Source organism: Bacillus infantis (assembly GCF_050107595.1).
Lineage (GTDB): Bacteria > Bacillota > Bacilli > Bacillales > Cytobacillaceae > Bacillus_AB > Bacillus_AB infantis_C.
Genome location: NZ_JBNILH010000005.1, coordinates 216,481 through 238,598 on the forward strand (window position 1 = coordinate 216,481; position 22,118 = coordinate 238,598).

The following is a 22,118-nucleotide window of genomic DNA, read 5'->3' on the forward strand; positions in this document are numbered from 1 at the left end:
ATGTATGACGTATTTTTAACGTTATAATAACATTTTGACAAATAAATAGTCAATTAATTGTAAATAATCTAAAATTTTACTGCAAAAGAAAAAGGATTAACCTAAGGCATATAGCCGCCTCCTTAATCCTTTACTTTTTAAGCTACGAGAGAAGAGACCTGTCGCTTGCCAGCTGCCGGCCGCGAATCCGCTGAAACTCGCTGAGCAAATCTTCAATCCCCAATTTTTTCTTTTTGTCTTCCTCAATTTCCAGGATGATCTGTCCTTTGTCCATCATGATAAGCCGGTTCCCGAGATCCAGGGCCTGCTGCATGTTATGGGTGACCATGATGGTGGTGAGCTTATAATTGCTGACAATCTCCTTTGTGAGGCGGGTGATCAGTTCTGCCCTGGCAGGATCAAGGGCCGCAGTGTGTTCATCAAGCAACAGGATGGAAGGCTCCGTAAAGGTTGCCATAAGCAGGGATAAAGCCTGTCTTTCTCCCCCTGATAAGAGACCAACCTTTGCATTCAGCCTATTTTCCAGCCCCAGATGAAGGGTCTCAAGCACCTCCCTGAAATTGTCCCGGCGCTTTCTGGTGACTCCCCGTTTAAGAGTCCTGCTTTTATTCCTTGAATAAGCCATGGCCAGATTTTCTTCTATCGTCATACTTGGTGCTGTTCCTGCCATTGGGTCCTGAAAAACCCTCCCAATCAAAAATGACCTTTTATGCTCCGGCATCATGGCCACGTTTTTTCCATTGATCTTCACGCTTCCGGCGTCCGGAATCATGACGCCGGAAATAATATTCATCAGTGTAGACTTTCCCGCACCATTTGAACCGATAACAGTGACAAAATCGCCTGCAGTTAAAGAAAGGCTCACACTGTCAAGGGCATTTTTTTCATCAGGCGTCCCTTCATTAAATATTTTGCTGATATTATTTAACTGCAGCACGCTGATCCTCCTCCCCTTCTCCGGAAAGATAGCTTTCACCAGGCTGAGCGCGCAGCCTCTTGGCTTTTCTTCTCCCTTCTCTTACCCGATCGAGTGTTTTAGGCATGATCAGGGCAATGATGACAATAACTGCTGTAATAAGCTTCATGTCCCCCGGTTCAAGGAAATCGACACGCAGGGCAAGGGTGACAACGATCCTGTAGATGATGGCGCCGCCAATTACGGCGAGAGTTGTCCTCGCAATGGTTTTTGTGCCAAATATGGCTTCCCCGATGATGACTGATGCCAGTCCGATTATGATCATTCCGATACCCATTCCGACGTCTGCAAAGCCTCCCTGCTGGGCAATCAGGGCGCCGGAGAAAGCAACAAGGCTGTTAGACAGCCCGAGGCCGAGTATGACCATCAGATTGGTATCGGCGGACAGGCTTCTGATCATCCTTTTGTTGTCGCCGGTTGCCCTTAAAGCAAGGCCAATCTCCGTTTTCAGGAACTGATCCGCCAGAAGCTTAATCGCAAAAGCAGTGCAGAGCATCAACACAAGGATCCCCCATGTCCTTGGAAGGCTGTCCCCAAGCCCAATGGCGGCAAGGAGCCCATTCAGCAGCCCGTCGATTCCTGTTTTATCCCATGCATCCCTGATGCTTGTCATTGCTGTCTCTGTATTCAGAAGCGGTACATTCGACTTTCCCATAATCCTCAGATTGATAGAATACAAAGCAATCATCATAAGGATGCCGGACAGCAGGCTGTTTATTTTTCCATACGCATGCAGGATTCCGGTAAGGCAGCCGGCGGCAAAGCCTGCGATAAGGGCAGCAGCTGTAGCGAGGAAAGGATTGGTGCCGCTTACGATCAGGGTCGCTGCAACTGCAGCACCTGTCACAAAGCTTCCGTCTACAGTAAGATCCGGAAAATCCAGCACCCTAAAAGAAAGATAGACACCGAGCGCCATGATGCTATAGATGATGCCCGACTCAAAAGCTCCGAAGATTGCTGTAAACATCTAGACACCCCGCCCTTCGCTATTCTTCATAAAACTCGGCTATATCCTTCCATTCTTCCTTGGTCTCAAGTCCTTGTTCTTCTGCAGCTTTTGGATTGAAGACGAGTTTGATGTTCTCAGGCAGTCCTACCGGAATTTCACTCGGCTTTTTATCACCCTTAAGAATGTCTGCCGCCATTTTTCCAGTCTGATAGCCTATCTCAAAATAATCAAATCCGCTGGCGGCTATCCCGCCCCGCTTAAGGGAATCAAGCTCACCCACAAAAAGAGGAATCTTCTTGCTTTGTGCCACCCCAATGACTGATTCAAGTGCGGAAACGACCGTATTATCTGTCGGGACATATATGGCATCTGCCCTTCCTACTAAAGATTCGGCCGCCTGCTTTACTTCTGCTGAAGTGGATACGGACGCCTCTACCACCTCGGCCCCATTTTTTTCTGCCAGTTCTTTGACTTTCTCGACCTGAACTTCAGAGTTTTGCTCTCCAGCATTGAAAATGACGCCAATCATTTTGGCACCTGCTTCCTTTGTCATGAAATCAATCGTTTTGCCGGTAGCATCAGGATGATTATCTGTCGTTCCTGTGATATTATCGCCTGGCTCTTCAAATGACTTAACAAGTCCGGCACCGACAGGGTCTGTAACGGAAGTAAATACGATGGGAATATCCTTAGTCGCATTCAACGCACTGACCGCACTCGGCGTGGCATTGGCAAAAATAAGATCCACCTGGTCTCCCGCGAAATTGTTTGCGATCGTCTGTGTGTTGTTCATATCTGCCTGGGCATTCTGGAAGTCATATTCAACATTCTCGCCTTCTTTGAAGCCAGCTTCCTCAAGCGCCTCTTTGAAGCCTTCTGTTGCTGCATCCAGTGATGGATGCTCGGCAAATTGAGTCAATCCGACCTGATACACCTTCTTATCCGCATCTTTGCCATCACCGCCTGACGCCTCATCGTTTCCGCAGCCAGCCAGGAGCATACTTCCCGCCAGCAGTAAAGAAGCAGCTTTGATCGATTTTTTCATGACAATCCCCCTCGCAAGATTAGTTAGCTTTTTCACACTGACTACTCTTTTGCTGCCATTATGTAATCGCTTACATAAAATATGATATTTTATCTCATCAGCGTTTTTATAACGTTATATTATCACCAGCATTTAAAAAATGTCAATAATATTCTAAAGATTTAGTAAATTAAACCTGGTAATTTTTATCCTCTTTATCACAGCAGTGTTAGACTGAAAACTTTCTAAACTGGCATGCTGTTTTTTCAATCGCTTCTTCTGCATCTTCCATCATCCGCTTAAACAGATCGGCCACAGATGGAATATCTGCAATCAGCCCTGCCGTCTGCCCGGCATTCATGAAACCTCTAACCGCATCTCCTTCAAGAGCCCCTTTTTTATGATAGTCTTCATGAGTAAAACGGCTGAATTCAGAAGGATCTTCTGTTTCTTTCTGCAGAAGAAAATCGGCATATTCGGTATGCAGTATTCTTCTAATCTGCCCTGCATTTCTGCCGACTATGACCGTACTTGCATCATTGGCATCAAGCAGCGCATTTTTATAATTTTCGTGGAAAGGGGCCTCTTTAACTGCAATTAGGCGCGTACCGATCTGCACGCCGCTTGCACCGAGCATGAAAACCGACGCCATACCCCTTCCATCGCTTATCCCGCCTGCTGCTGCCACAGGAATCTTGACCCTGCTGCAGATCTGGGGTATAAGAGCAAGCGTTGTCGTCTCCAGCCTGGAATTGATCCCTGCTGCTTCATAGCCTTCAGCAGTAATAATGTCTGCTCCTGACGCTTCTGCCTTTACAGCCTGCTTGACCGATGCAGTGACAGCAATGGTTCTGATTCCTTTCGCTTTCAGCCGCCTTATATAGGGAGCAGGGTTCCCCGCAGACAGTGAAACCGCTGCTGCCCCAAATTTTTCAGCCAGCTCTATTGCCTCTTCCGCAAAAGGAGAAACACTGATAGGGATATTGACAGCAAAAGGCTTACTTGTAAGACCCCTTAATGCAATCAGCTTAGCCTCAATTTCTTTTGGAAGCATAGTACCTATCCCGATAGTGCCAAGCCCTCCGGCATTGGAGACCGCGGCTGCAAGCCGGCTGCTGCTGATATTTCCCATGCCTCCTTGAATGATTGGATACTGGATCTTTAAAATTTCGGTCAATTTATTCAATGGATTACCCCTTCCGTGAAAATATCGTTATACTATTTTGAAAATTATCACAATGGAAGAAAAACTGCAAGGTACTTTCCATAAACTCACCTAATCTGTATGTTCAATGGGCACCGGGGCAAAGTGAAAGATATTGGCACTGTAACATGAATTAAGACACGAAAAAGACATCTGGATTTTCCCTATCCAGGTGCCTTCCTTCTTATCCGGAAGGGGCAAAACCTCATGTTTAAAACCTGGCCCTCCAAATTCAGCCGTCCAAAGGTTTTTGCAGTTCTAATGGAGGGTATCAAGAAACGACGCTGATTAACATGCCTGCAGCTGAAAAGCCCCCTTCCTTTTATTTTTCAGGGGGCTTTGCTAAAATACTTTAGATGAGGGCCTTTCTTTATTACATAATCCATCAGCGTTCGAAAACAATATACATATGCTCGACTGATGAAGAAGGCCTGTTCATCTGTGAAAGAAGGGAGAATAAATTTTGAAGCAAAAACTCGCGGTATTCTACATATCCGTAATCTTATTACTTGTACTTGTACTGGTTGGAATTTTCGCACCAAATCAGCTAGAAAATGCGACTGCCGGACTCCAGGACTTCATCAGCAACGCTTTCGGATGGTATTATCTGATTCTGGTTACACTGCTGGTCATTGTCTGCCTCTATTTCCTGATCAGCCCGATCGGAAGGCTGAAGCTCGGGAAACCTGAGGACAAACCTGAGTTTTCAAGGGTTACCTGGCTTGCCATGCTGTTCAGCGCAGGGATGGGAATAGGATTGGTCTTCTGGGGAGCGGCCGAACCTCTTTCCCATTACGCAGTCAGTTCGCCAACCGGAGAAACCGGCACTGCAGAGGCACTTAAAGATTCTATGAGGTTTACGTATTTTCATTGGGGAATTCACGCCTGGGCTATTTATGGGATTGTCGCACTTGTACTTGCCTATTTTAATTTCAGGCATGGCGAGCCCGGATTGATCAGCGCAACTCTGAAGCCCATTTTCGGTGATGCTGTTAAAGGGCCGCTCGGCAAGGTAATAGATGTTGTCGCTGTCCTTGCTACCGTGATTGGTGTAGCCACCACCCTTGGCTTTGGAGCCGTCCAGATAAATGGAGGCTTGTCCTTCCTTTTTGACATTCCTTCCAATTTCGTTGTGCAGCTGATCATCATTTCCATCGTGACAGTACTTTTCATGATTTCCGCCTGGTCGGGACTTGGAAAAGGCATCAAGATTCTCAGTAACGCGAACATGGGTCTGGCGCTGGCGTTATTCGTTCTTATGTTTTTCATTGGTCCTACCCTGTTCATCCTCAACCTATTTACCAATACGATCGGGACCTATCTGCAGTCTCTCCTTCAGATGAGCTTCCGGATTGCGCCATTGGACCCTAACACACGTGAGTGGATCAATGGATGGACAATCTTTTATTGGGCCTGGTGGATTGCCTGGTCGCCTTTCGTCGGCATATTCATTGCCCGCGTCTCGAAGGGGCGCAGCATTAGGGAGTTTGTATTTGGCGTCCTGCTCGTGCCAACTGTTATCGGTTTTCTGTGGTTTTCCACGTTCGGCGGCTCGGCCATGTATCTTGAGCATGTGAAGAATATTTCAATTTCAGGACTGGCAACTGAGGAAACCCTATTCGCTGTTTTCTCAAACTTTCCGCTTGGAATGGTTCTTTCCATCATTGCCATCATTCTTGTCAGTACATTCTTCATTACGTCAGCTGACTCCGGCACCTATGTCCTTGGCATGATGACAACCAATGGGTCCCATACTCCAGGCAACAGAATAAAACTTACGTGGGGCATCCTGCTTGCCGTCATTTCTCTTGTACTCCTGTACAGCGGCGGGCTGCAGGCACTTCAGAATACCATGATTATCGCCGCCCTGCCGTTCTCGGTCATCATGGCCCTTATGACTATATCCCTTATCAAAGCATTGTATAAGGAATCCAAAGAACTGGGGATCGGTCAGATAAAAAGACGGAAACAGTAGAACAGCGGAGGCGACTGTTTAGAATTAAGGAACGCAGACTAAAGGCGCCACGTCCTGTGGCAACGCCTGCATAACCCGCGTCCTGCGGGCCCAGCATAAGACGCGCAAGAATAAAAGGTGTTCTTTGCCTTTAATTCTTGTGTGGCTTATGACTCGAGGCTCTAGCCGCTGGAGCTGGACAATGAAAGCGGAGGGCGCTTGCTCTCATAAAAAAAGAGACCTTTGCGGGTCTCTTTTTTTCATTCAAGGATATAGGGATGATCCAAAACATCATAATCATCTTCCCTGCTGCCGATTTCATTGCCATCTTTGAATACAGCTTCAAAAAAACGGGATGCGGGTTCTGCGAGTTCTTTATAATAGCCGCTAAACAGCGAAGCTGCATGGGCTCCGAGCCACTGATCGGGAAGAAGCTCCGCAGGCAGGCCTGGATCGACGAAAAGAAATTTCCTGTATTCGTGTACCAGCTTTGTCCTTTCCACGAAACAGTCTGCATCTGTCATAAGCCCTTTCTGGATCCTGCTCTTTGCGATAATGTATTTCTCGCTGTATTCACTGATGAACCTCTGGTATTTCCCATTGATTTCGTCCAGGTCCCAGCTTTTTTCGACAATCCTTCTATTCTCATGAGGACCTTCATATTCGGCGATGAAAAAGTCCACATATTCTTCAATTTTATATTTATCAATCAGATCGGAAACCTGCTTCTCCAGGTTATTCGCTGAAATCCAGCAGCTGCTGGAGAAAGAGCCGAATCCGCTCCAGACCAGTTCTTTTCTCAGTTCATCCCTGACAGATCTGATTTCCTCCGGTATTGTGTACATAAGCATGCGCCATTTGCCGTCCCATTCTTCCGGCTTCAGCTTGAAGATCCGTTTCCCGGCCTCTTCTATTCTTTTACGGCCCCGCTCAGTCAGAGAATAATAGCTCTTATTGCCTGCCTTTTCGGCTTGCACCCAGCCTTGCTTATTCATCCTGGAAATAGCTGCCCTCACCGACTGGTCATTATGCCCGAATTCACTTAAAAGCCTGATCAGGCTGCCTATCCAGATTTTGCTTCCGTAGTGGGAGATATAATCTCCATACAATGTAAATATCATTGATCTTGTATTCAAAGCTTCTTCATCCTTTTCTTTCCTTCTGCCATATGCTGTCCCATGCTGCAGAGACGGATGGCCCGGCCTCTTTTGTGGCAACATATATATATTACATGAAAATTCTTATTTTTGAAACAGAGGGATCTTATTGTTCCCACCGCTCCAGGATCGATGCGATTCCCTGCCCTACACCCACGCACATCGCCGCCATGGCATAGCGGCTTTTCCTTCTATTCATTTCATGGACAAGTGAAGTCAAAATCCTTGCCCCGCTTGCTCCAAGGGGATGGCCAAACGCGATGGCGCCTCCATTTACATTAACGCGGGCAGGATCAAGGCCAAGCTGTTCAATGCAGGCAATCGACTGGGCTGCAAAAGCCTCGTTCAACTCAATGAGGTCTATCTCATCGATTGAAATGCCTGCCCGTTCAATGGCCTTTCTGGCAGCCGGCACAGGGCCGATTCCCATGATTGAAGGTTCAACACCTGCAACAGCGGAAGCTGTGTATTTTGCCAGCGGCTTGAGCCCTAATGCCAGCGCTTTGTCCGCACTCATCAGCAAGAGGGCAGATGCCCCATCATTGATGCCGGATGAATTTCCTGCGGTTACTGTCCCTCCGGAAAACAGGGGCTTCAGCTGGCCCAGCTTCTCAAAGGTTGTATTTGGGCGGGGATGCTCATCAGCCGAGACGGTTTTTGCCTCACCTTTGTTTAAGCTTACCGGGATTATTTCATCTGTCAGCCTTCCCTCCGCTATCGCTGCCTTCGCTTTCATCTGGCTTTCAAAAGCGAAGAGATCCTGCTTTTCCCTGGATATCCCGAATTTCTTTGCTACATTTTCAGCAGTTTCCGGCATCGATTCCGCTCCATACATCTCCATTAATGAAGGGTTAGTAAAACGCCAGCCGATTGTGGTGTCATATAGTTGCATATTCCCCCTCTGGAACTCATTTTCATGCTTGGCCATGACAAAGGGAGCTCTTGTCATGCTTTCTGTCCCTCCTGCAATAAAAATATCACCTTCCCCAGCCAATATAGCCCTTGCCGCATAATTGACCGTATCAAGACCTGAACCGCAAAGCCGATTAACTGTCGTACCTGCTGTTTCGACCGGCAGCCCTGCCAGAAGCGCTGCCATCCTGGCCACATTCCGGTTATCTTCACCGGCCTGATTGGCATTTCCCAACACGACTTCCTCAATGTCCCCAGGCTGTACCTGTGGATTTCTTGCCAGCAATCCTTTTATGGCGGCAGCTGCAAGATCATCAGGGCGGACAGTTTTCAGGAGCCCTTTATACCTGCCGACCGGGGTGCGTACAGCATCGATGATGACAGCTTCCCTCATTGCTTCAGCTCCTTTATCCCGTATTCATAAACGCCGCGGCCTGACTTCCTTCCAAGCCGGCCTGCTTTAACGTACTGCTCAAGAAGAGGTGCCGGCCTGTATTTTTCACCAAGCTTTTCATGAAGATATTTGAGATTGTTCAGCCTTGTATCAAGACCTACCAAGTCCCCCAGTTCAAATGGGCCCATCGGGTAATTGAGCCCCAACTTTACCGCTTTGTCGATTTCCTCAGGAGACCCTACCCCTTCCTGAAGCATATAGAAAGCTTCGTTGCCAACAAGGGCGCTGATTCGGCTGGTAACAAACCCTGGGAATTCATTGATGATGACGGTTTCTTTGCCCATTTCTGCTGCAGTCTGCCGTATATATTCAACACACTCATCGCTCGTCTCAAGCCCTTTTACAATCTCCACAAGCGGCATCCTGTGAACCGGATTAAAAAAGTGCATGGCCAGCACCCTGTCCGGCCTGCCGGTAAAAGAACCGATTTCCGTTGGACTCATTGTGCTGGTATTGCTTGCAAAGATGCAGTGCGGCGGCGCATGTTGATCAATCACCTCGAATATATTCCTCTTAATCTCAAGCTTTTCAGGGACAGCCTCAATGATGAGGTCGGCCTCGGCAGCATTAGCTGCAAGGCTGACTGAAAAATGCAGCTTCTCCCAGATACCAGAAACCTCATTTTCTGTCAGCTTCCCTCTCTGCACACCCTTATGCACGATTGATGAAATTTCTTTTTCAGCATCCTTGAGCTGGGAATCGCTGATGTCAACCAGGACAGTCTGAAAACCGCTGGATGCACTGACATAAGCAATGCCCCTGCCCATGACCCCGGAGCCGATGACCACTATCTTTTTCATTCTTATCCCCCCGTACGCGAATTGAATAGAAAAAGCACCCAGGAGCGAGTGCCAAGATTTCAAGTGTGAAGCTACATGCCTATAAAAGCTGCCTTCCTTTTCTCGAGAAAAGCCTGAACACCTTCCTGATGGTCTCTCGTAAGCCCGGCCAACCGCTGTCCTTTTGCATCCTCTTCCAGGTAATCAGCGAGATTCAGTTCCCAGCAATCCTTCAGCTGCTTTTTAATCAAGCCTGCGGCTGCTGTCGGGAGGGCTGCTGCTCGATCAGCGAACAGTCTTACACCCTCCTCCCAGCTTTCGTGGGGAATCACCCTGGTCGCCAGTCCAAGCCGCAAAGCTTCTTCAGCAGTCACTTTTTCCCCCAGTAGGGCAAGCTCAAGCGCTTTTGCCTGGCCAATCAGCCTGGGCAGGAAGAACATATTGCCTGCATCAGGAATCAGGCCAACATGTATAAAAGATTGAATGAAGCTTGCCTTATCGGAGACAAGCCGGAAATCGCAGGCGAGCGCCAGGCTCATTCCTGCCCCTGCTGCAATACCATTTACTGCTGCAATGACAGGCTTTTCACAATGATACAGATCCATGACCATAGGATTGTACCTTTTCCGCAAAATTTCTCCATGATCTGTATTTTCGCTCACACTGCCAAGATCCTCGCCCGAACAGAAAGCCCTGCCTTCGCCGGTTATGACAATCGCTCTTATCTTAGGGTCAGATCCGGCCTCCCGCAAAGCCTGCCCAATTTCACTGTTGAGTTCAGCTGTAAAAGCGTTCAGCTTTTCCGGCCTGTTGAGCCTGATCCAGGCAATTTTTCCTTCAGCTTCATAAATAATTGTCTGATACATGGGCAACGCCCCCTTATTCTTTTGTTTCTTCGCCGATCATCAGGGTGATAATATCTCCGGCAAAAGACATGGCATCTTTTCCGGAGGCTTTCCCTTCATCAGTTTTCATGGCAGCTTTGAGTGCTTCATGGCTGTCATAAAACATTTCGCACATAAGATAATACTTGCCTTCTCCACCCATGGGACTGCCGGTTATTCTGGTAACCTTCATTTCCCGAAGCCCCGGGATCTTGGCTGTGAGGGGTACATGGGTTTGAAAATAATGTTCATCGAAGGCTTCCTTATTTTCCGGGTGCTTGTAAAGCGCGATCAATTTTACCATTTCTATCATCCTTTCAATCTATAAGTTTATTTATGCCTATAAAAGGCTGGATACCGGCTTCATTGCTTCAAAAGGATTCTTGCATGCACGGCAGTACAGGAGGCTCCTGCATGCAGTCGGTCCGAATATATTTTCAAGAGTGGTGTAAGGAGAGCCGCAGTAAGGGCAATCCACCTTCCATTCTCCTGTTTCTTCCATTCTTTCCGGAGCCGGCGCGATGCCGAATTCCTTCAGATGCGTTTTGCCTGTCTCGGAAATACGGTCAGAAGTCCAGGGAGGATCATAGATGAAACGCACTTCAAAGGACTGTTTGAGTTCCAAAGCCCGGAGTTTTTCTTCAACGCTCTTTTGAATCATTTCAAGGGCAGGACATCCCAGAAAAGTGGGCAAAAGCTCAATCACAATTCTTTCTTTCTCCGCCTGTACTTTTTCGACCATTCCAAGTTCAATAATGGAGACAGCCGGAATTTCCGGATCTTTGACTAGATCTAACGCTCCGAGAATCGATTGCTCGATCTCGCTTCTGGCTTTGTCCATATATGCACTTCCTTTTTCACCAGCCTGCTGCCGGGTCGCTTCGGTACACTTCAGAAAGTGTGTCCAAAGCTTCTGTTAAGTCTTTTGTATGCTTGCCTTCTCTCCCATTCCCAAGTTCGAGCCCATATTGGCGCGGAACAAGAGAGCCGGCTGCTTCAAATACAGATGACAGGTTTGCTTTCAGACTTTTTAATAACTGGTCTTCCCCGGCTATTAGACCCTCGGCCTGCATTTCTTCTGCGAGCGGACCCAGATTCAGGAGGTCCCCCATCATGGTATAGATGCTGGATGCCGCTTCCTCCATGCGCCTCCTGGCCTCCCCGCCGGCCTGCATCAGCTGCAGGAACCAGGTTTTCCAATGAAGGAGATGGTAGTGCAGTTCCATACTTATTTTTACGGCAGCTGTCCGGAGCGGAAGAAAGGAGGAAGTTTTCAGCGATTCCATTTTCACTTTCTTTGCGTATACATAGAAAAAATTACGGACGACAGCAAAAGCCCAATCATACTGCGGATTCTGCAGATAATGGCCTGGCCCATTCGCTCTTTCGGCGAGTATGCTGTTCCTTCTTTCTTCAGCCTTTCTTAAATGAGCCAAATCATCTGAGTTTCCTTCCCCCGCTTCCTCCAGGATCTGATAAAACATAGCGGCATGCCCCATGGTGTCCTGGCTTATAGAGGAAAAAGCAACATCCTCTTCAATATGCGGGGCAAGGCCGAGCCACTCTGATCCTCGGTATGAAAGGATGAAATCGTCATCAGCGAGCTGGTATAATAGTTCAATGGCAGCCCTGGAAGCTTTTTTTCCGGGCAGCTCAGCCTTCAGATCGACTGTCAATGTTCCCATTCCCTCCCCAAGAAAGAATTTCTTTTTCATCAAGCATATTCTGTTCGTACTGCCGCCATTTCTTCTTTAAATATCCGTATCCCTTAGCGGTCCTGTAATCCTTGTTATCGAGCCGCTGAAGGGTGAGCCTCTCCTCCGGATCCATCTTGCGGATCTGGGAACGCTTGACGACCCAGATGTCGGCCACCTGCTCTCTTCTCATGAAATTTTCCTGTGCAAAAACAAGGGCAAGCTCTTCGTTTGGCGCCAGCAGCGAAAACTGATGCTGCATAGGTGACGTATCGGTTTTTTTGCTGAACACTTCGTATTCACTGTAAAATTCAGAAGCAGGCACATGCTCCCTCCTTTCTTAATTAGCCTGCACACTCAGTGCATCCCGAACCCATTGGGAGGACCGATAGGCATCACGGCGCAGTCTCAGCCTTTCAGCCGATTTTGGCCCGCTGTTGCTGATAATTTCCTTAAAGCGGCTCCAGTCAGGCTGTTTATATGTCCATCCTGTATCTTCACTGTATCCCAGGGTCGGATCAGGTATGGTCAATCCGAGTGAAAGAATCCTTGGCACATACTTGGAAAAGAAATCCTGGCGCAGCTCTTCATTTGTTTTCGTCCTGATTTTGTACTTAATCGTAATATCCTGCTTGGACGTACCTGTCGCCCGGGCATCTGCCGGGCCAAAAAACATCAGCAATGCTTCCCACCAGCGATTGACCGCATCCTGGACCAGCTCTCTCTGCTTTTCTGTCCCCTCGGCCAATGCCATGATGATCGCCTCTCCATGCTGGGCATGGAAAACCTCTTCGGCGCAGATTCGTTTTAATGCTCTTGCATAAGGACCATAAGATGAACCAAGCATATTCGTTTGAGTAATGATGGCTGCACCGTCCACAAGCCAGCCTATAAGCCCGGCGTCCCCCCATGTCGGCGCCTCCATATGAAAAACATTATGGAATTTAAGCTTCCCGGTAAAAAGATCTTCCATAATATCATCTCGGCTTTTCCCAAGCGGCAGCATCAGATCCTCTGCCACCCGAAGCAAAAGCTGTCCGTGGCCCATTTCATCCTGCACCTTGGCCATTATGCCAAGCTTCCTTTTTAGTGTCGGAGCTTTGGGAACCCACTCCTTTTCAGGAAGCGCACCCATGATTTCGCTGATCCCATGCATGCTGATCAGCTTGATGAGCGTAAGCCTGTAATCTTCAGGCATCCAATCATCAGCTTCTATTTTTTCCCCATCTGAAATCCTGTCCATAAAGTACTCCAGCTTTTCCTCTTCTGATAAAGAAGAATACAGCTGTCCTGCCATAATGTCAGCCTCCTTCTTTCAAATCCCGCTTATCGCTTTAGGGGCATTAGTATGATCAATAATTCTCACGGCTTTTCCCTCAGACCGGGGAATGCTTTTCGGCGGATGAAGCTCAACGGAAATGGAAATATAGCATTGCGATTTTAAATGGTCTTTAAGTCTCTTTTGAACTCCTTTCGCATAATCAGAGCCTAAATCACCGCCTATATTGGAAAAACATCCTTCCTCCAATTCAATGTGAAGGACAAGTGATTTCAGCGCATTGCGGGAATGGAGTGCAATCTGATAGTGAGGGGAGATATCTTCCTGGCCAACCAGACAGCTTTCAATCTGGGAAGGAAAAACATTAACGCCATTGATATTAAGCATATCGTCAATCCTGCCTTTTACCCTCGACATCCTGGCAGTTGTCCTGCCGCATCTGCACGGTTCCTTTGACAGGCTTGCAATGTCGCCAGTGCGGTAGCGGATGACAGGAAAAGCCTCCTTCGAAATGCTCGTAAAGACGAGTTCACCCTCACATCCATAGGGAAGCGCTTTCAAAGTTTCCGGATCAATGACCTCCGCAATAAAATGGTCTTCAGCTATATGCAGCCCATCCTGAGCTTCATGGCATTCCATGCTGATGCCTGGACCCATGACCTCGCTTAAGCCGTAAATGTCGCAGGCTTTGATAGCAAGCTTCCTTTCCAGAACCTCCCGCATTTCTTCCGACCAGGCCTCTGCACCGAATATCCCGTATTTCAGCGATGTTTCTCCAGGATCTATCCCCATTTCCTCCATCTTCTCTGCAAGATTCAAAATATAAGAAGGAGTTCCGCATATAACTGAAGGTTTGAAATCCTGAATGAGCATGATCTGCCGTTCTGTGTTGCCGCCTGAAACAGGGACAGTGGCCATACCGAGATGTTCACTTCCATAATGCAAGCCAAGTCCCCCAGTAAAAAGTCCATAGCCATAGGCATTATGCAGGCGTTCGCCTGGCTGTCCGCCACCCAGCGCAATGGCACGGGCGACAAGCTCTGTCCAAATATCAATATCCTTCTTTGTATACCCGACCACTGTCGGCTTCCCGCTTGTGCCAGAAGATGCATGCAGACGGACCACTTTATCCAACGGAACAGCAAAAAGGCCAAACGGGTACTGGCTCCTTAGATCGGCTTTCTCTGTAAATGGCAGTTTTTGTGTATCTTCAAGTGTCTGAATGTCCTGGGGTAATAGGTTAGCTTCAGAAAATCTTTGCCTGTAAAATGGCACTTCGCGAAAAACTCTTGCAGCTGTACTCTTAAGCCCTGCCAACTGGACCATATCAATACTTTCTCTGCTCGCATTTTCAATGCTATGAAGAATCAAAGGACACCACCTATTCCCATTTTTAATATAACGTTAAAAATTCGTTTCGTTAACTAACTGTTATATAATTAAGATAACCCGAATAAAAAACGTTGTCAATTTATTTTTCAGAAAATTCAATCCAATATAAATTGCTGAATGGCAGAGTCTTCTTTCGGCATCTCCGGTAATTATTCGATGCTCCTGTAAAGAATGATAAAAACCGGCAGGAGAATTTTATCTCCTGCCGGCTTGTTTATTATCTTACTATTCCCTGCATTGGCCTTGTGGTGTGCATAATTCCTGGAGAGAAAAGTCCCCTTCAGGCAGCGAAATAAATGTAAATCCATCCTCACTGTATAATTCCCATCCCTCAAAATGGCAGCTGTCATGAAATAAATCCAGAACAATTGAGCCGGAAAAAATGATGCGCAGCATCTTAACTTCTTCCATAAAGTTTACTTCACTCACCTGGCAGCCAATGAGTGACTCTTTGAGCTGTACATTTGCAGGAACATCGCGTGAATCGCTGCTTCCAGCCAGGATTTTATTTTCACGCTGGAGCCTCCATGGACACTCAGCGACAAGCCCTCCTGCTGTAAAATCCACTTCAAGCAGAGAATTTGAGCCAATAATGACATTGACAATAGATTGTCTTTCAAAATGCGAAAAATCGATACCACTTAGTTTGCTCATATAGTTTATTCTCCCAGCTTTGTATACTTCTTTTAAAACGCAGCACTGGTCTGTAAGCACCTTCCATTATTATAAAAAGTAGGTTAATCGTTTTTGTATGTATGATATTAGGATTATATGGTTTTTTCAAAAGCTGCCTGTTTGAATGGGAGCTTTTTGTTTATTTTTTAGTAGAAGGGATTGAGTTTGCTCGTTTGAGGCCCTCTGTTTTGAGTTTTTCGGTTTAGAGGGTTTCATATTGCTCGTTTGAGGCCCTCTGTTTTGGTTTTTCCGGTTTAGAGGGTTCCATATTGCTCGTTTGAGGCCCTCTGATTTGGTTATTTCGGTTTAGAGGGTTCCATATTGCTCGTTTGAGGCCCTCTGATTTGGTTTTTCCGGTTTAGAGAGTTCCATATTGCTCGTTTGAGGCCCTCTGATTTGGTTTTTCCGGTTTAGAGGGTTCCATATTGCTCGTTTGAGGCCCTCTGATTTGGTTATTTCGGTTTAGAGGGTTCCATATTGCTCAATTAAGGCCTTCTAATTTGGTTTTTCCGTGTTTAGAAGGTTCCACAGCCCTTATCTAAGTCCCCCTGATTGCCTTTTTCAGAGGGTTCCAAATCCTTTATCCAAATTCCTTTGTTTTTTCTATACCTGACTTAAAATTATCTTTTCATCCCTTTATGTTTCTTTTATTATATCCTTGAAAAAATAGCATGCCAAATCATTAACCACCATTTTCGGAATTCACGGTGTATCTGTTGAGCCACAAAGAAAACAGTAAAAGACTTGTCTGTGTAAGGAACGCAGGCTATGACCCGTCTCAGCAGCAGAGCATGTTAAAGAATTCCCCAAGCTGGAACTATCATCCTGCACCAACAAAAAAGCCAACTCCTAAGAGTCAGCTTTCGTCTTCGACATATGGATCATGTTCATAGGCAGGAAGGTCGCCGAAGGTTGTCATGATGCCTTCTTCATCGAGCGCCTCTTCATACCTTTCATGCTGTGCATTTGGGTATACTGTAATGTTCTTGCCTTCAATATCTGTACCAATGAAGTTTTCATAATCCTCGACATAGCCGGTATTTTCTTCTGCTTCGATATTGGTATCATTATAATGGTCATGCGGAACAATAAAGTCGGAAGGAGTCTCGGAGTTGCCCCAGCTTTCGACCTCCTGCCACGCATCCTCGGCATCAAATGATACATTTTCATCCTGTTCATCCATGTCGAATTTGCCGAAAGGAGGCATCAGCACCCCTTCTTCAATCGGCCTTTCATGTGAAGTAACCTGGTCAGGGCTGTGCTCCTTACAGTACGTTGTATTTGGCAGAGCTTCAAGGCGTTCTTTTGGAATTTCTTTATGGCATACTTCACAGATGCCATAGGTTCCCTGGTCGATTGCCTGCAGCGCATTCAGGATATTGCTCAGTTCAAGCTTATAGTGCTCGTTCAGTGCGAGGTCCTTCTCGCGTTCGTACAGCTCAGTTCCTTCGTCACCAGGATGGTTATCATAGCTGGACAGCTCCCCGACAGATTCATGGGGATGGTCCCTTGTCAGGTCAAAATTATCATTAGATTGAAATCTTTCTTCGAGATCTTTTTTTTCATGCAATAGCTGGGAACGGAACGCTGCTATTTCGTCTTTAGTAAGCAAGATTTCCATCTCTCCCTTCTGTTTTGTTCTACCTATATTTTGGGATGTACGGTGCAATCTCATGAGTGTTAAATAGTGTTAAATGAACGCTTTCCTAAAAACCCGATCCATAAAAAAAAGGAAAGGCCAATAGACCCTCCCTTTGTTCATTTCCAATTTTTAGACCCTGAATGATCCTTTTTCGGAAACGTGCCAGTATGCCAGTCTCCCCTTTACAGTTTTCTGCTTATTCTATTCATAATAGCTTGCAGCTGCAATCCCGGCGATCAGCAGGTAAGCCTACCAAGGCAGATTGCTCCAAAATGGCCTGGTCTGCATCAATACATTATGCAAAAGAACGGCAAAGCCTGATTATCTTCCAGATCAGTCCGCCTAAAATGGACAGCAGTGATCAATGCTCCCTCTAAGGAATAAAGTTCCACTTTATCCACTGGGCTTACTAATGCACCAAAATAATTTTATATGCTATTGCTAAAAAAATTGACAGAATTTTTACAAGAGGGAGGTTTTCTAAACAGCTTTAGAGAATATAGAATATTTATTTGCCATTTGCTATGCCGGCTGAGGAAATAAACCCACCCAGTAGAAATAGGAGGCTGCAGCTATGCTAAACGATGTATTCAATTATTTGAAAAAAGAACGCGACACCCACCTGAAGGAGCTGACGGAGTATTTATCTATTCCCAGCATCAGCGCCCTGCCGGATCATAAGGAAGATGTCAGAAAGGCAGCAGAATGGACTGCGAAGGCGCTTGTAAAAGCAGGTGCAGAAAATGTTGAAATTTTTGCTACATCAGGCCATCCGGTGGTATATGGAGACTACATAAGAGATGAGAGCAAGCCGACCGTCCTGATTTATGGCCATTATGATGTTCAGCCAGCCGATCCGCTCGAACTCTGGCAAAGTGCGCCTTTCGATCCCGAAATCAGGGACGAAAAAATCTTTGCCAGGGGAGCGAGCGATGATAAAGGACAAGTGTTCATGCATATTAAGGCTTTTGAAGCGCTGTTGAAGGTGAATGGGACTGCTCCTGTCAATTTTAAGTTCTGCATAGAAGGTGAAGAAGAAGTCGGCAGTCCCAATCTGCCGGAATTTGCTCAGGAGCATAAAGCACTTCTTTCTGCAGATGCAGCAGTGATTTCGGATACCAGCATGATGGAAAAAGGCAGGCCCTCCATTTGCTATGGACTAAGGGGGCTTTGCGGGCTTCAGATTGACTTAAAAGGTGCAAATGCCGATCTGCATTCCGGATTATATGGAGGAGCAGTGCAAAATCCAATACACGCTTTGGCCGGTATTGTGTCTTCCTTCCATGACTTTGACAAAAAAATTTTGGTCGACGGCTTCTATGATCAGGTGGAAACATTGACTGAGCAGGAAAAAGAGGCATATAAAGCACTTGGCTTAGAGGATGACAGCTTTAGATTACAGGCCGGTGTAAAGGAGCTGTTTGGAGAATCCGGGTATTCAACTGTTGAAAGGCTTTGGGTCAGACCGACTTTAGAAGTGAATGGAATCGGCGGAGGCTTCCAGGGTGAAGGGATCAAAACGGTCATCCCTTCCCGGGCATCAGCCAAAATCACCTGCCGCCTTGTCCCCAACCAGGATCCAGATGAAATCGCCCGCCTGCTCGAGGAACATATCAAAAAGAACACTCCTCCTGGTGTAGAACTGAGCGTTACCTTATTTGACAAAGGAGCGCCTTATGTTACTCCGTTTGACCACCCGGCCATCCAGACTGCCGGAAAAGCTTATGAAAAAGTATACGGTGTGCCGGCGGCGTTCACCCGCGGAGGGGGATCGATCCCGATCGTTTCCGTTTTCGACCAGCTCCTGGGGCTGCCAGTCGTCCTGATGGGCTTCGGTCTGCCGGATGAAAACTTCCATGCTCCAAATGAGCATTTTCACCTTGAGAACTTTGATAAAGGGTTGCAGACACTCTGCCATTACTGGCAGGATCTTGCGGAAGAACAATTCTGAAACCATAGGAAAAGGCGCTTCTCAGCGCCTTTTCTTTATTTCTTAATTGAAACCAGCTTTACATCATCAAAGCTGAAACGGTGATAATTTTCCTCTTTATCGGTAAATTCAATGAAGCCTTCGAGATCCTTGATCCTCCCGATAACCTCTGACCGGCTTTCGGCCTCAATTTCCTCAGTGACCTCCAGGCCTTTTTCAAATGTGTAAACAATTTTAAAATTTTCCATTTCAAACATCTCCTCTAATATTCTATATTAATTACCTTCACCCGAAGGAAGGTTCCAAACCGCGATAGATCAGTTTGTTCTTAAGAGTACAAGCAGACCATCTTCTGCATACCCCAGGACTTCCCGGGCATCCAGGTCTGACATGCCAAGGTCTGAAAGCCTCCCAAGAACACTGGAAAGCGCTGGATCTTCTCCATCCTGTTCAAACGCTGTAGCAAGATTCCGGAAGACCGGACCATCATTTGAAGGTGAATGTTTAACCATTTCAACCTGCAACCCTGTTATCTCTTTCAGCTTGTCCGCCTCTGCACCATCCCTGCTGACTACTATAAAGCTTTCTCCTGAAGCAGTATCCGCTGCTTTCCGGATGATCTCATCAGCAGAGGAGAACACGCCTGCCACTTTTGACTCAGCCATTATGTATCTTCACTCCTTCCGGTATCTCTTTCGATTTTTCCCTAATGGATACCTCCAAAACCTCTTTTTAATGAGCAAAACATGGAAAAAGGCATTGAGTTTGCGCTCAATGCCATTAAGAAGTTACTTAGTCGTATACAGTTTTGGTTCCACTTCAAGGATAAAATCATTTTTCCTGCCTGTATATAGAATATCAAGCTCATGCATGGCCCTCGTGCAGGCAGTATAAAAAATGGTCCGGTCACTTTCATGATCATAGGCAGAAGCATCATAAATGATGACGGCGTCAAACTCGATGCCTTTTGCCAAATAAGCCGGAATGATGGTGACGCCTTTTTCATAGGAGATGGTTCCCTTTTCAATCAGCCGCACATCCGGCAGCAATTCCTTCAAGCCTTCAAATGCTGCCTTGCTCTCTTTTGCCGTCCTGCAGATTATGCTGATTGATTTATAACCATCTTGCAGCTGCCTTTCCACTGTTTTGGCAATTTTAGCATGTAAAGATTCCCTGCTCTCTTCAAATACCACTGCAGGAAGTCTGCCTTCCCGATTAAATGGCTCAACAAGATCCCCGCCGCTGATAAGGGACCTAGTGAATTCTACAATTGGCCTGGAAGAGCGGTAGCTTTTTGTCAGCATGATGGTCTTCGCTTCTTCCTCGTGGCCGTGGTACAGCGTAGTGGCACCGATGGAATGAGTATAAACCGCCTGGTTCACATCGCCTAAGAGAGTGAGCCTGCTGTATGGAAACAGCTCTTTGATATAAGCAAACTGGAAAGGAGAATAATCCTGGGCTTCATCAATGAACACATGCCTGATGCCTGTATCCTGCTTCCTCCCTTCCAGGAGATGCTGCAGGTATAGGTATGGCGTGGCATCTTCGTATGGGATTCTTTTCCTATTCAGATTTGCTGTGGTAATCGTGCAGACAGCATTCCAGTTTTCCGGTAAAAGAGATTCATCCAGTAGATGATCTTTGCGGAAAAGCTGCTCATAGGTGGTGAACACATCAAGGAACTTTAAGTTCTTCACCCTGCTTTTCAGTCCTTTGAATCTTTTATTGACCACCATGTTCTCAAGGAACTTCTGCTCTTGTTCAAATTCATCAAAGTTCTCACCGTTTTTATTTTGCCTCTGCTGTGCTTTTTTAAAGGCTTCCAGATAATCCATTTTATCGAGAAGCTGAATTTCCTCTTCCACCCATTCTTTTTTCCGCTCCGCTTTTTGGATTTTCCGGAGCTCCTGCAGCAGCCAGTCTTTCGTCAGCTGCATCCGGTTTGGGATGGAGATGGATTTATCCAGTGAGTAAAAATACTGGCTGATCTCTTCATGGGAAAAAAGAGTCTCTCCGCGGAAGCGCAGGTCTTCAAATTGCAGCCCTTCCTCCGAGAGCTTCCCGGCATATGCATCAATCATTTCGACAAATCCGGTATCAGACTTGAACCTGATTGCCTTCTTCCTCATTTCTTTTTCAGGAGACTCTTCTTCTGAAAGGATAGATTCCAGCTGATCAAAAGGATCTTCTACACCTAGCTCCCTGCCCAGGCTTCGTGTTATATACTCCTGATAGGTTGCCTGTGACATATTTTCCTCACCAAGTTCAGGAAGGACGGTTGAAACATAGCTGTTAAAAAGGGAATTCGGAGAAAACAGCATAATATTGTCCGCCTGAAGGGTGCCTCTGTGCCTGTAAAGCAGATAGGCCACACGCTGGAGGGCAGCCGATGTTTTCCCGCTTCCGGCAACACCCTGTACAATGAGCACCTTGCTGTTTTCATTGCGGATGATCTCATTCTGTTCTTTTTGGATAGTCGCTACAATCGACTTCATTTGGGTGCTCGCCTTATTGCCGAGAACCTCCTGAAGAAGCTGGTCCCCAATCGTCAGCCCTGTATCAAACATCCCTTCAATCTTCCCGCCTCTGATGATGAACTGCCGCTTCAGCAGCATTTCTCCTTCAATGGTTCCTTCTGGCGTATTGTAATGGGCAGGGCCGGGAGCATAATCATAATACATGCTTGAAATTGGAGCCCGCCAATCATAGACGAGAAAATTTTCATCCTCTTCATCCATAAGAGAGGATATCCCGAGATAGATGACATCCTCCTCTTTTTCTCCTTCCTCATGGAAATCGATCCTTCCGAAATAGGGAGAGTTCTTGATTTTTGCCAATGTACTCAGCTGCCGGTCAAGCTGGCTTTTAGTCCTTTCTCTTTCAGACAAAAGCTCAGCCTGCTGCTTGATGCTCGTAAACGTCTCAATTACATCATCTGGTTCATCCAGATTGACTGTAACATCTTCCCAGAATGTTTTTTTGAGTTCAAGCACATCTGAGCCTGCTGCAGACCCTTTATCCAAAAGCTTGTGCATCTTGCTGTCTGCAATCTTAACGATCTCTTTTACCCGATGCTGTTCCATTACTTTGCTATCGGCTGGTTTGCTCATAAAAAAACACTCCCCGGAAAAAATTACGGCCGCTATCAGTTGACACCACTTGTGTTTCTGTGTTACTATTTAATTAGATAATAATATATATTTTCAAATTGCT

At 46.5% G+C, this 22,118-nt stretch carries 21 protein-coding genes; 2 read left to right on the forward strand and 19 right to left on the reverse strand.

From position 1 onward, the window contains the following. Positions 1-142: 142 nt before the first annotated feature. The 4 genes from ACQCVH_RS12685 to ACQCVH_RS12700 form a co-directional block, all read right to left on the reverse strand. Positions 143-937 carry an ABC transporter ATP-binding protein gene (locus tag ACQCVH_RS12685; RefSeq protein ID WP_426836027.1) on the reverse strand — a complete coding sequence of 265 codons (795 nt, stop codon included), beginning with the start codon at positions 935-937 and terminating at the stop codon, positions 143-145. Next, a complete protein-coding gene (locus ACQCVH_RS12690; protein ID WP_426836028.1) occupies positions 921-1,943 on the reverse strand; it encodes an ABC transporter permease in 1,023 nt (340 codons plus the stop codon). Before ACQCVH_RS12690 ends, ACQCVH_RS12685 begins: the two co-directional genes overlap by 17 nt. A gap of 19 nt (positions 1,944-1,962) precedes the next feature. Then, positions 1,963-2,970 carry an ABC transporter substrate-binding protein gene (locus ACQCVH_RS12695; protein ID WP_426836029.1) on the reverse strand — a complete coding sequence of 336 codons (1,008 nt, stop codon included), beginning with the start codon at positions 2,968-2,970 and terminating at the stop codon, positions 1,963-1,965. Positions 2,971-3,178: 208 nt separating this feature from the next. Continuing rightward, entirely contained in the window at positions 3,179-4,135 is a 957-nt protein-coding gene (locus tag ACQCVH_RS12700) for an NAD(P)H-dependent flavin oxidoreductase (RefSeq protein WP_426836030.1), read from the reverse strand. A gap of 481 nt (positions 4,136-4,616) precedes the next feature. On the opposite strand from ACQCVH_RS12700, the gene ACQCVH_RS12705 reads away from it, so the two are divergent. Continuing rightward, positions 4,617-6,128: a glycine betaine uptake BCCT transporter gene (locus tag ACQCVH_RS12705; RefSeq protein ID WP_426836031.1), complete on the forward strand. Its 1,512-nt coding sequence runs from the start codon at positions 4,617-4,619 to the stop codon at positions 6,126-6,128. A 239-nt stretch (positions 6,129-6,367) separates the two neighbouring features. On the opposite strand, the gene paaX is transcribed toward ACQCVH_RS12705, so the two are convergent. The 12 genes from paaX to ACQCVH_RS12765 all read right to left on the reverse strand — a co-directional run bounded on the left by paaX (position 6,368) and on the right by ACQCVH_RS12765 (position 16,954). Next, positions 6,368-7,243 carry a phenylacetic acid degradation operon negative regulatory protein PaaX gene (gene paaX / locus ACQCVH_RS12710; protein ID WP_426836032.1) on the reverse strand — a complete coding sequence of 292 codons (876 nt, stop codon included), beginning with the start codon at positions 7,241-7,243 and terminating at the stop codon, positions 6,368-6,370. Positions 7,244-7,370: 127 nt separating this feature from the next. Beyond that, a complete protein-coding gene (locus ACQCVH_RS12715) occupies positions 7,371-8,570 on the reverse strand; it encodes an acetyl-CoA C-acyltransferase (protein WP_426836033.1) in 1,200 nt (399 codons plus the stop codon). After that, a complete protein-coding gene (locus ACQCVH_RS12720; RefSeq protein WP_426836034.1) occupies positions 8,567-9,430 on the reverse strand; it encodes a 3-hydroxyacyl-CoA dehydrogenase in 864 nt (287 codons plus the stop codon). Before ACQCVH_RS12720 ends, ACQCVH_RS12715 begins: the two co-directional genes overlap by 4 nt. 71 nt (positions 9,431-9,501) lie before the next feature. Next, positions 9,502-10,275 (reverse strand): enoyl-CoA hydratase/isomerase family protein, encoded by a 774-nt coding sequence (locus ACQCVH_RS12725; protein WP_426836035.1) that lies wholly within the window; start codon positions 10,273-10,275, stop codon positions 9,502-9,504. A gap of 13 nt (positions 10,276-10,288) precedes the next feature. Continuing rightward, positions 10,289-10,597 (reverse strand): EthD family reductase, encoded by a 309-nt coding sequence (locus tag ACQCVH_RS12730; RefSeq protein ID WP_426836036.1) that lies wholly within the window; start codon positions 10,595-10,597, stop codon positions 10,289-10,291. Between the two features lie 36 nt (positions 10,598-10,633). Continuing rightward, on the reverse strand, positions 10,634-11,134 hold the full coding sequence (gene paaD / locus ACQCVH_RS12735) for a 1,2-phenylacetyl-CoA epoxidase subunit PaaD (protein WP_426836037.1): 501 nt from the start codon (positions 11,132-11,134) through the stop codon (positions 10,634-10,636). Positions 11,135-11,150: 16 nt separating this feature from the next. After that, a complete protein-coding gene (paaC, locus tag ACQCVH_RS12740; RefSeq protein ID WP_426836038.1) occupies positions 11,151-11,978 on the reverse strand; it encodes a 1,2-phenylacetyl-CoA epoxidase subunit PaaC in 828 nt (275 codons plus the stop codon). After that, positions 11,947-12,312, reverse strand: coding sequence for a 1,2-phenylacetyl-CoA epoxidase subunit PaaB (paaB, locus tag ACQCVH_RS12745; protein ID WP_426836039.1), 366 nt, complete (start codon positions 12,310-12,312; stop codon positions 11,947-11,949). Before paaB ends, paaC begins: the two co-directional genes overlap by 32 nt. A gap of 15 nt (positions 12,313-12,327) precedes the next feature. Continuing rightward, positions 12,328-13,284, reverse strand: a complete 957-nt coding sequence (paaA, locus tag ACQCVH_RS12750; RefSeq protein WP_426836040.1) for a 1,2-phenylacetyl-CoA epoxidase subunit PaaA — start codon at positions 13,282-13,284, stop codon at positions 12,328-12,330. A gap of 18 nt (positions 13,285-13,302) precedes the next feature. Further along, positions 13,303-14,637, reverse strand: coding sequence for a phenylacetate--CoA ligase family protein (locus ACQCVH_RS12755; RefSeq protein ID WP_426836041.1), 1,335 nt, complete (start codon positions 14,635-14,637; stop codon positions 13,303-13,305). Positions 14,638-14,883: 246 nt separating this feature from the next. Continuing rightward, on the reverse strand, positions 14,884-15,312 hold the full coding sequence (locus tag ACQCVH_RS12760; protein WP_426836042.1) for a DUF6188 family protein: 429 nt from the start codon (positions 15,310-15,312) through the stop codon (positions 14,884-14,886). An 877-nt stretch (positions 15,313-16,189) separates the two neighbouring features. After that, on the reverse strand, positions 16,190-16,954 hold the full coding sequence (locus ACQCVH_RS12765; protein WP_426836043.1) for a TraR/DksA C4-type zinc finger protein: 765 nt from the start codon (positions 16,952-16,954) through the stop codon (positions 16,190-16,192). Between the two features lie 595 nt (positions 16,955-17,549). On the opposite strand from ACQCVH_RS12765, the gene ACQCVH_RS12770 reads away from it, so the two are divergent. Next, a complete protein-coding gene (locus ACQCVH_RS12770; RefSeq protein WP_426836044.1) occupies positions 17,550-18,926 on the forward strand; it encodes a dipeptidase in 1,377 nt (458 codons plus the stop codon). A gap of 35 nt (positions 18,927-18,961) precedes the next feature. On the opposite strand, the gene ACQCVH_RS12775 is transcribed toward ACQCVH_RS12770, so the two are convergent. The 3 genes from ACQCVH_RS12775 to helD all read right to left on the reverse strand — a co-directional run bounded on the left by ACQCVH_RS12775 (position 18,962) and on the right by helD (position 22,015). Further along, positions 18,962-19,153 carry a hypothetical protein gene (locus ACQCVH_RS12775; RefSeq protein WP_224896804.1) on the reverse strand — a complete coding sequence of 64 codons (192 nt, stop codon included), beginning with the start codon at positions 19,151-19,153 and terminating at the stop codon, positions 18,962-18,964. A gap of 69 nt (positions 19,154-19,222) precedes the next feature. After that, positions 19,223-19,570: a hypothetical protein gene (locus tag ACQCVH_RS12780; RefSeq protein ID WP_426836045.1), complete on the reverse strand. Its 348-nt coding sequence runs from the start codon at positions 19,568-19,570 to the stop codon at positions 19,223-19,225. Between the two features lie 123 nt (positions 19,571-19,693). Beyond that, a complete protein-coding gene (helD, locus tag ACQCVH_RS12785) occupies positions 19,694-22,015 on the reverse strand; it encodes an RNA polymerase recycling motor HelD (RefSeq protein ID WP_426836046.1) in 2,322 nt (773 codons plus the stop codon). Positions 22,016-22,118 lie beyond the last annotated feature (103 nt).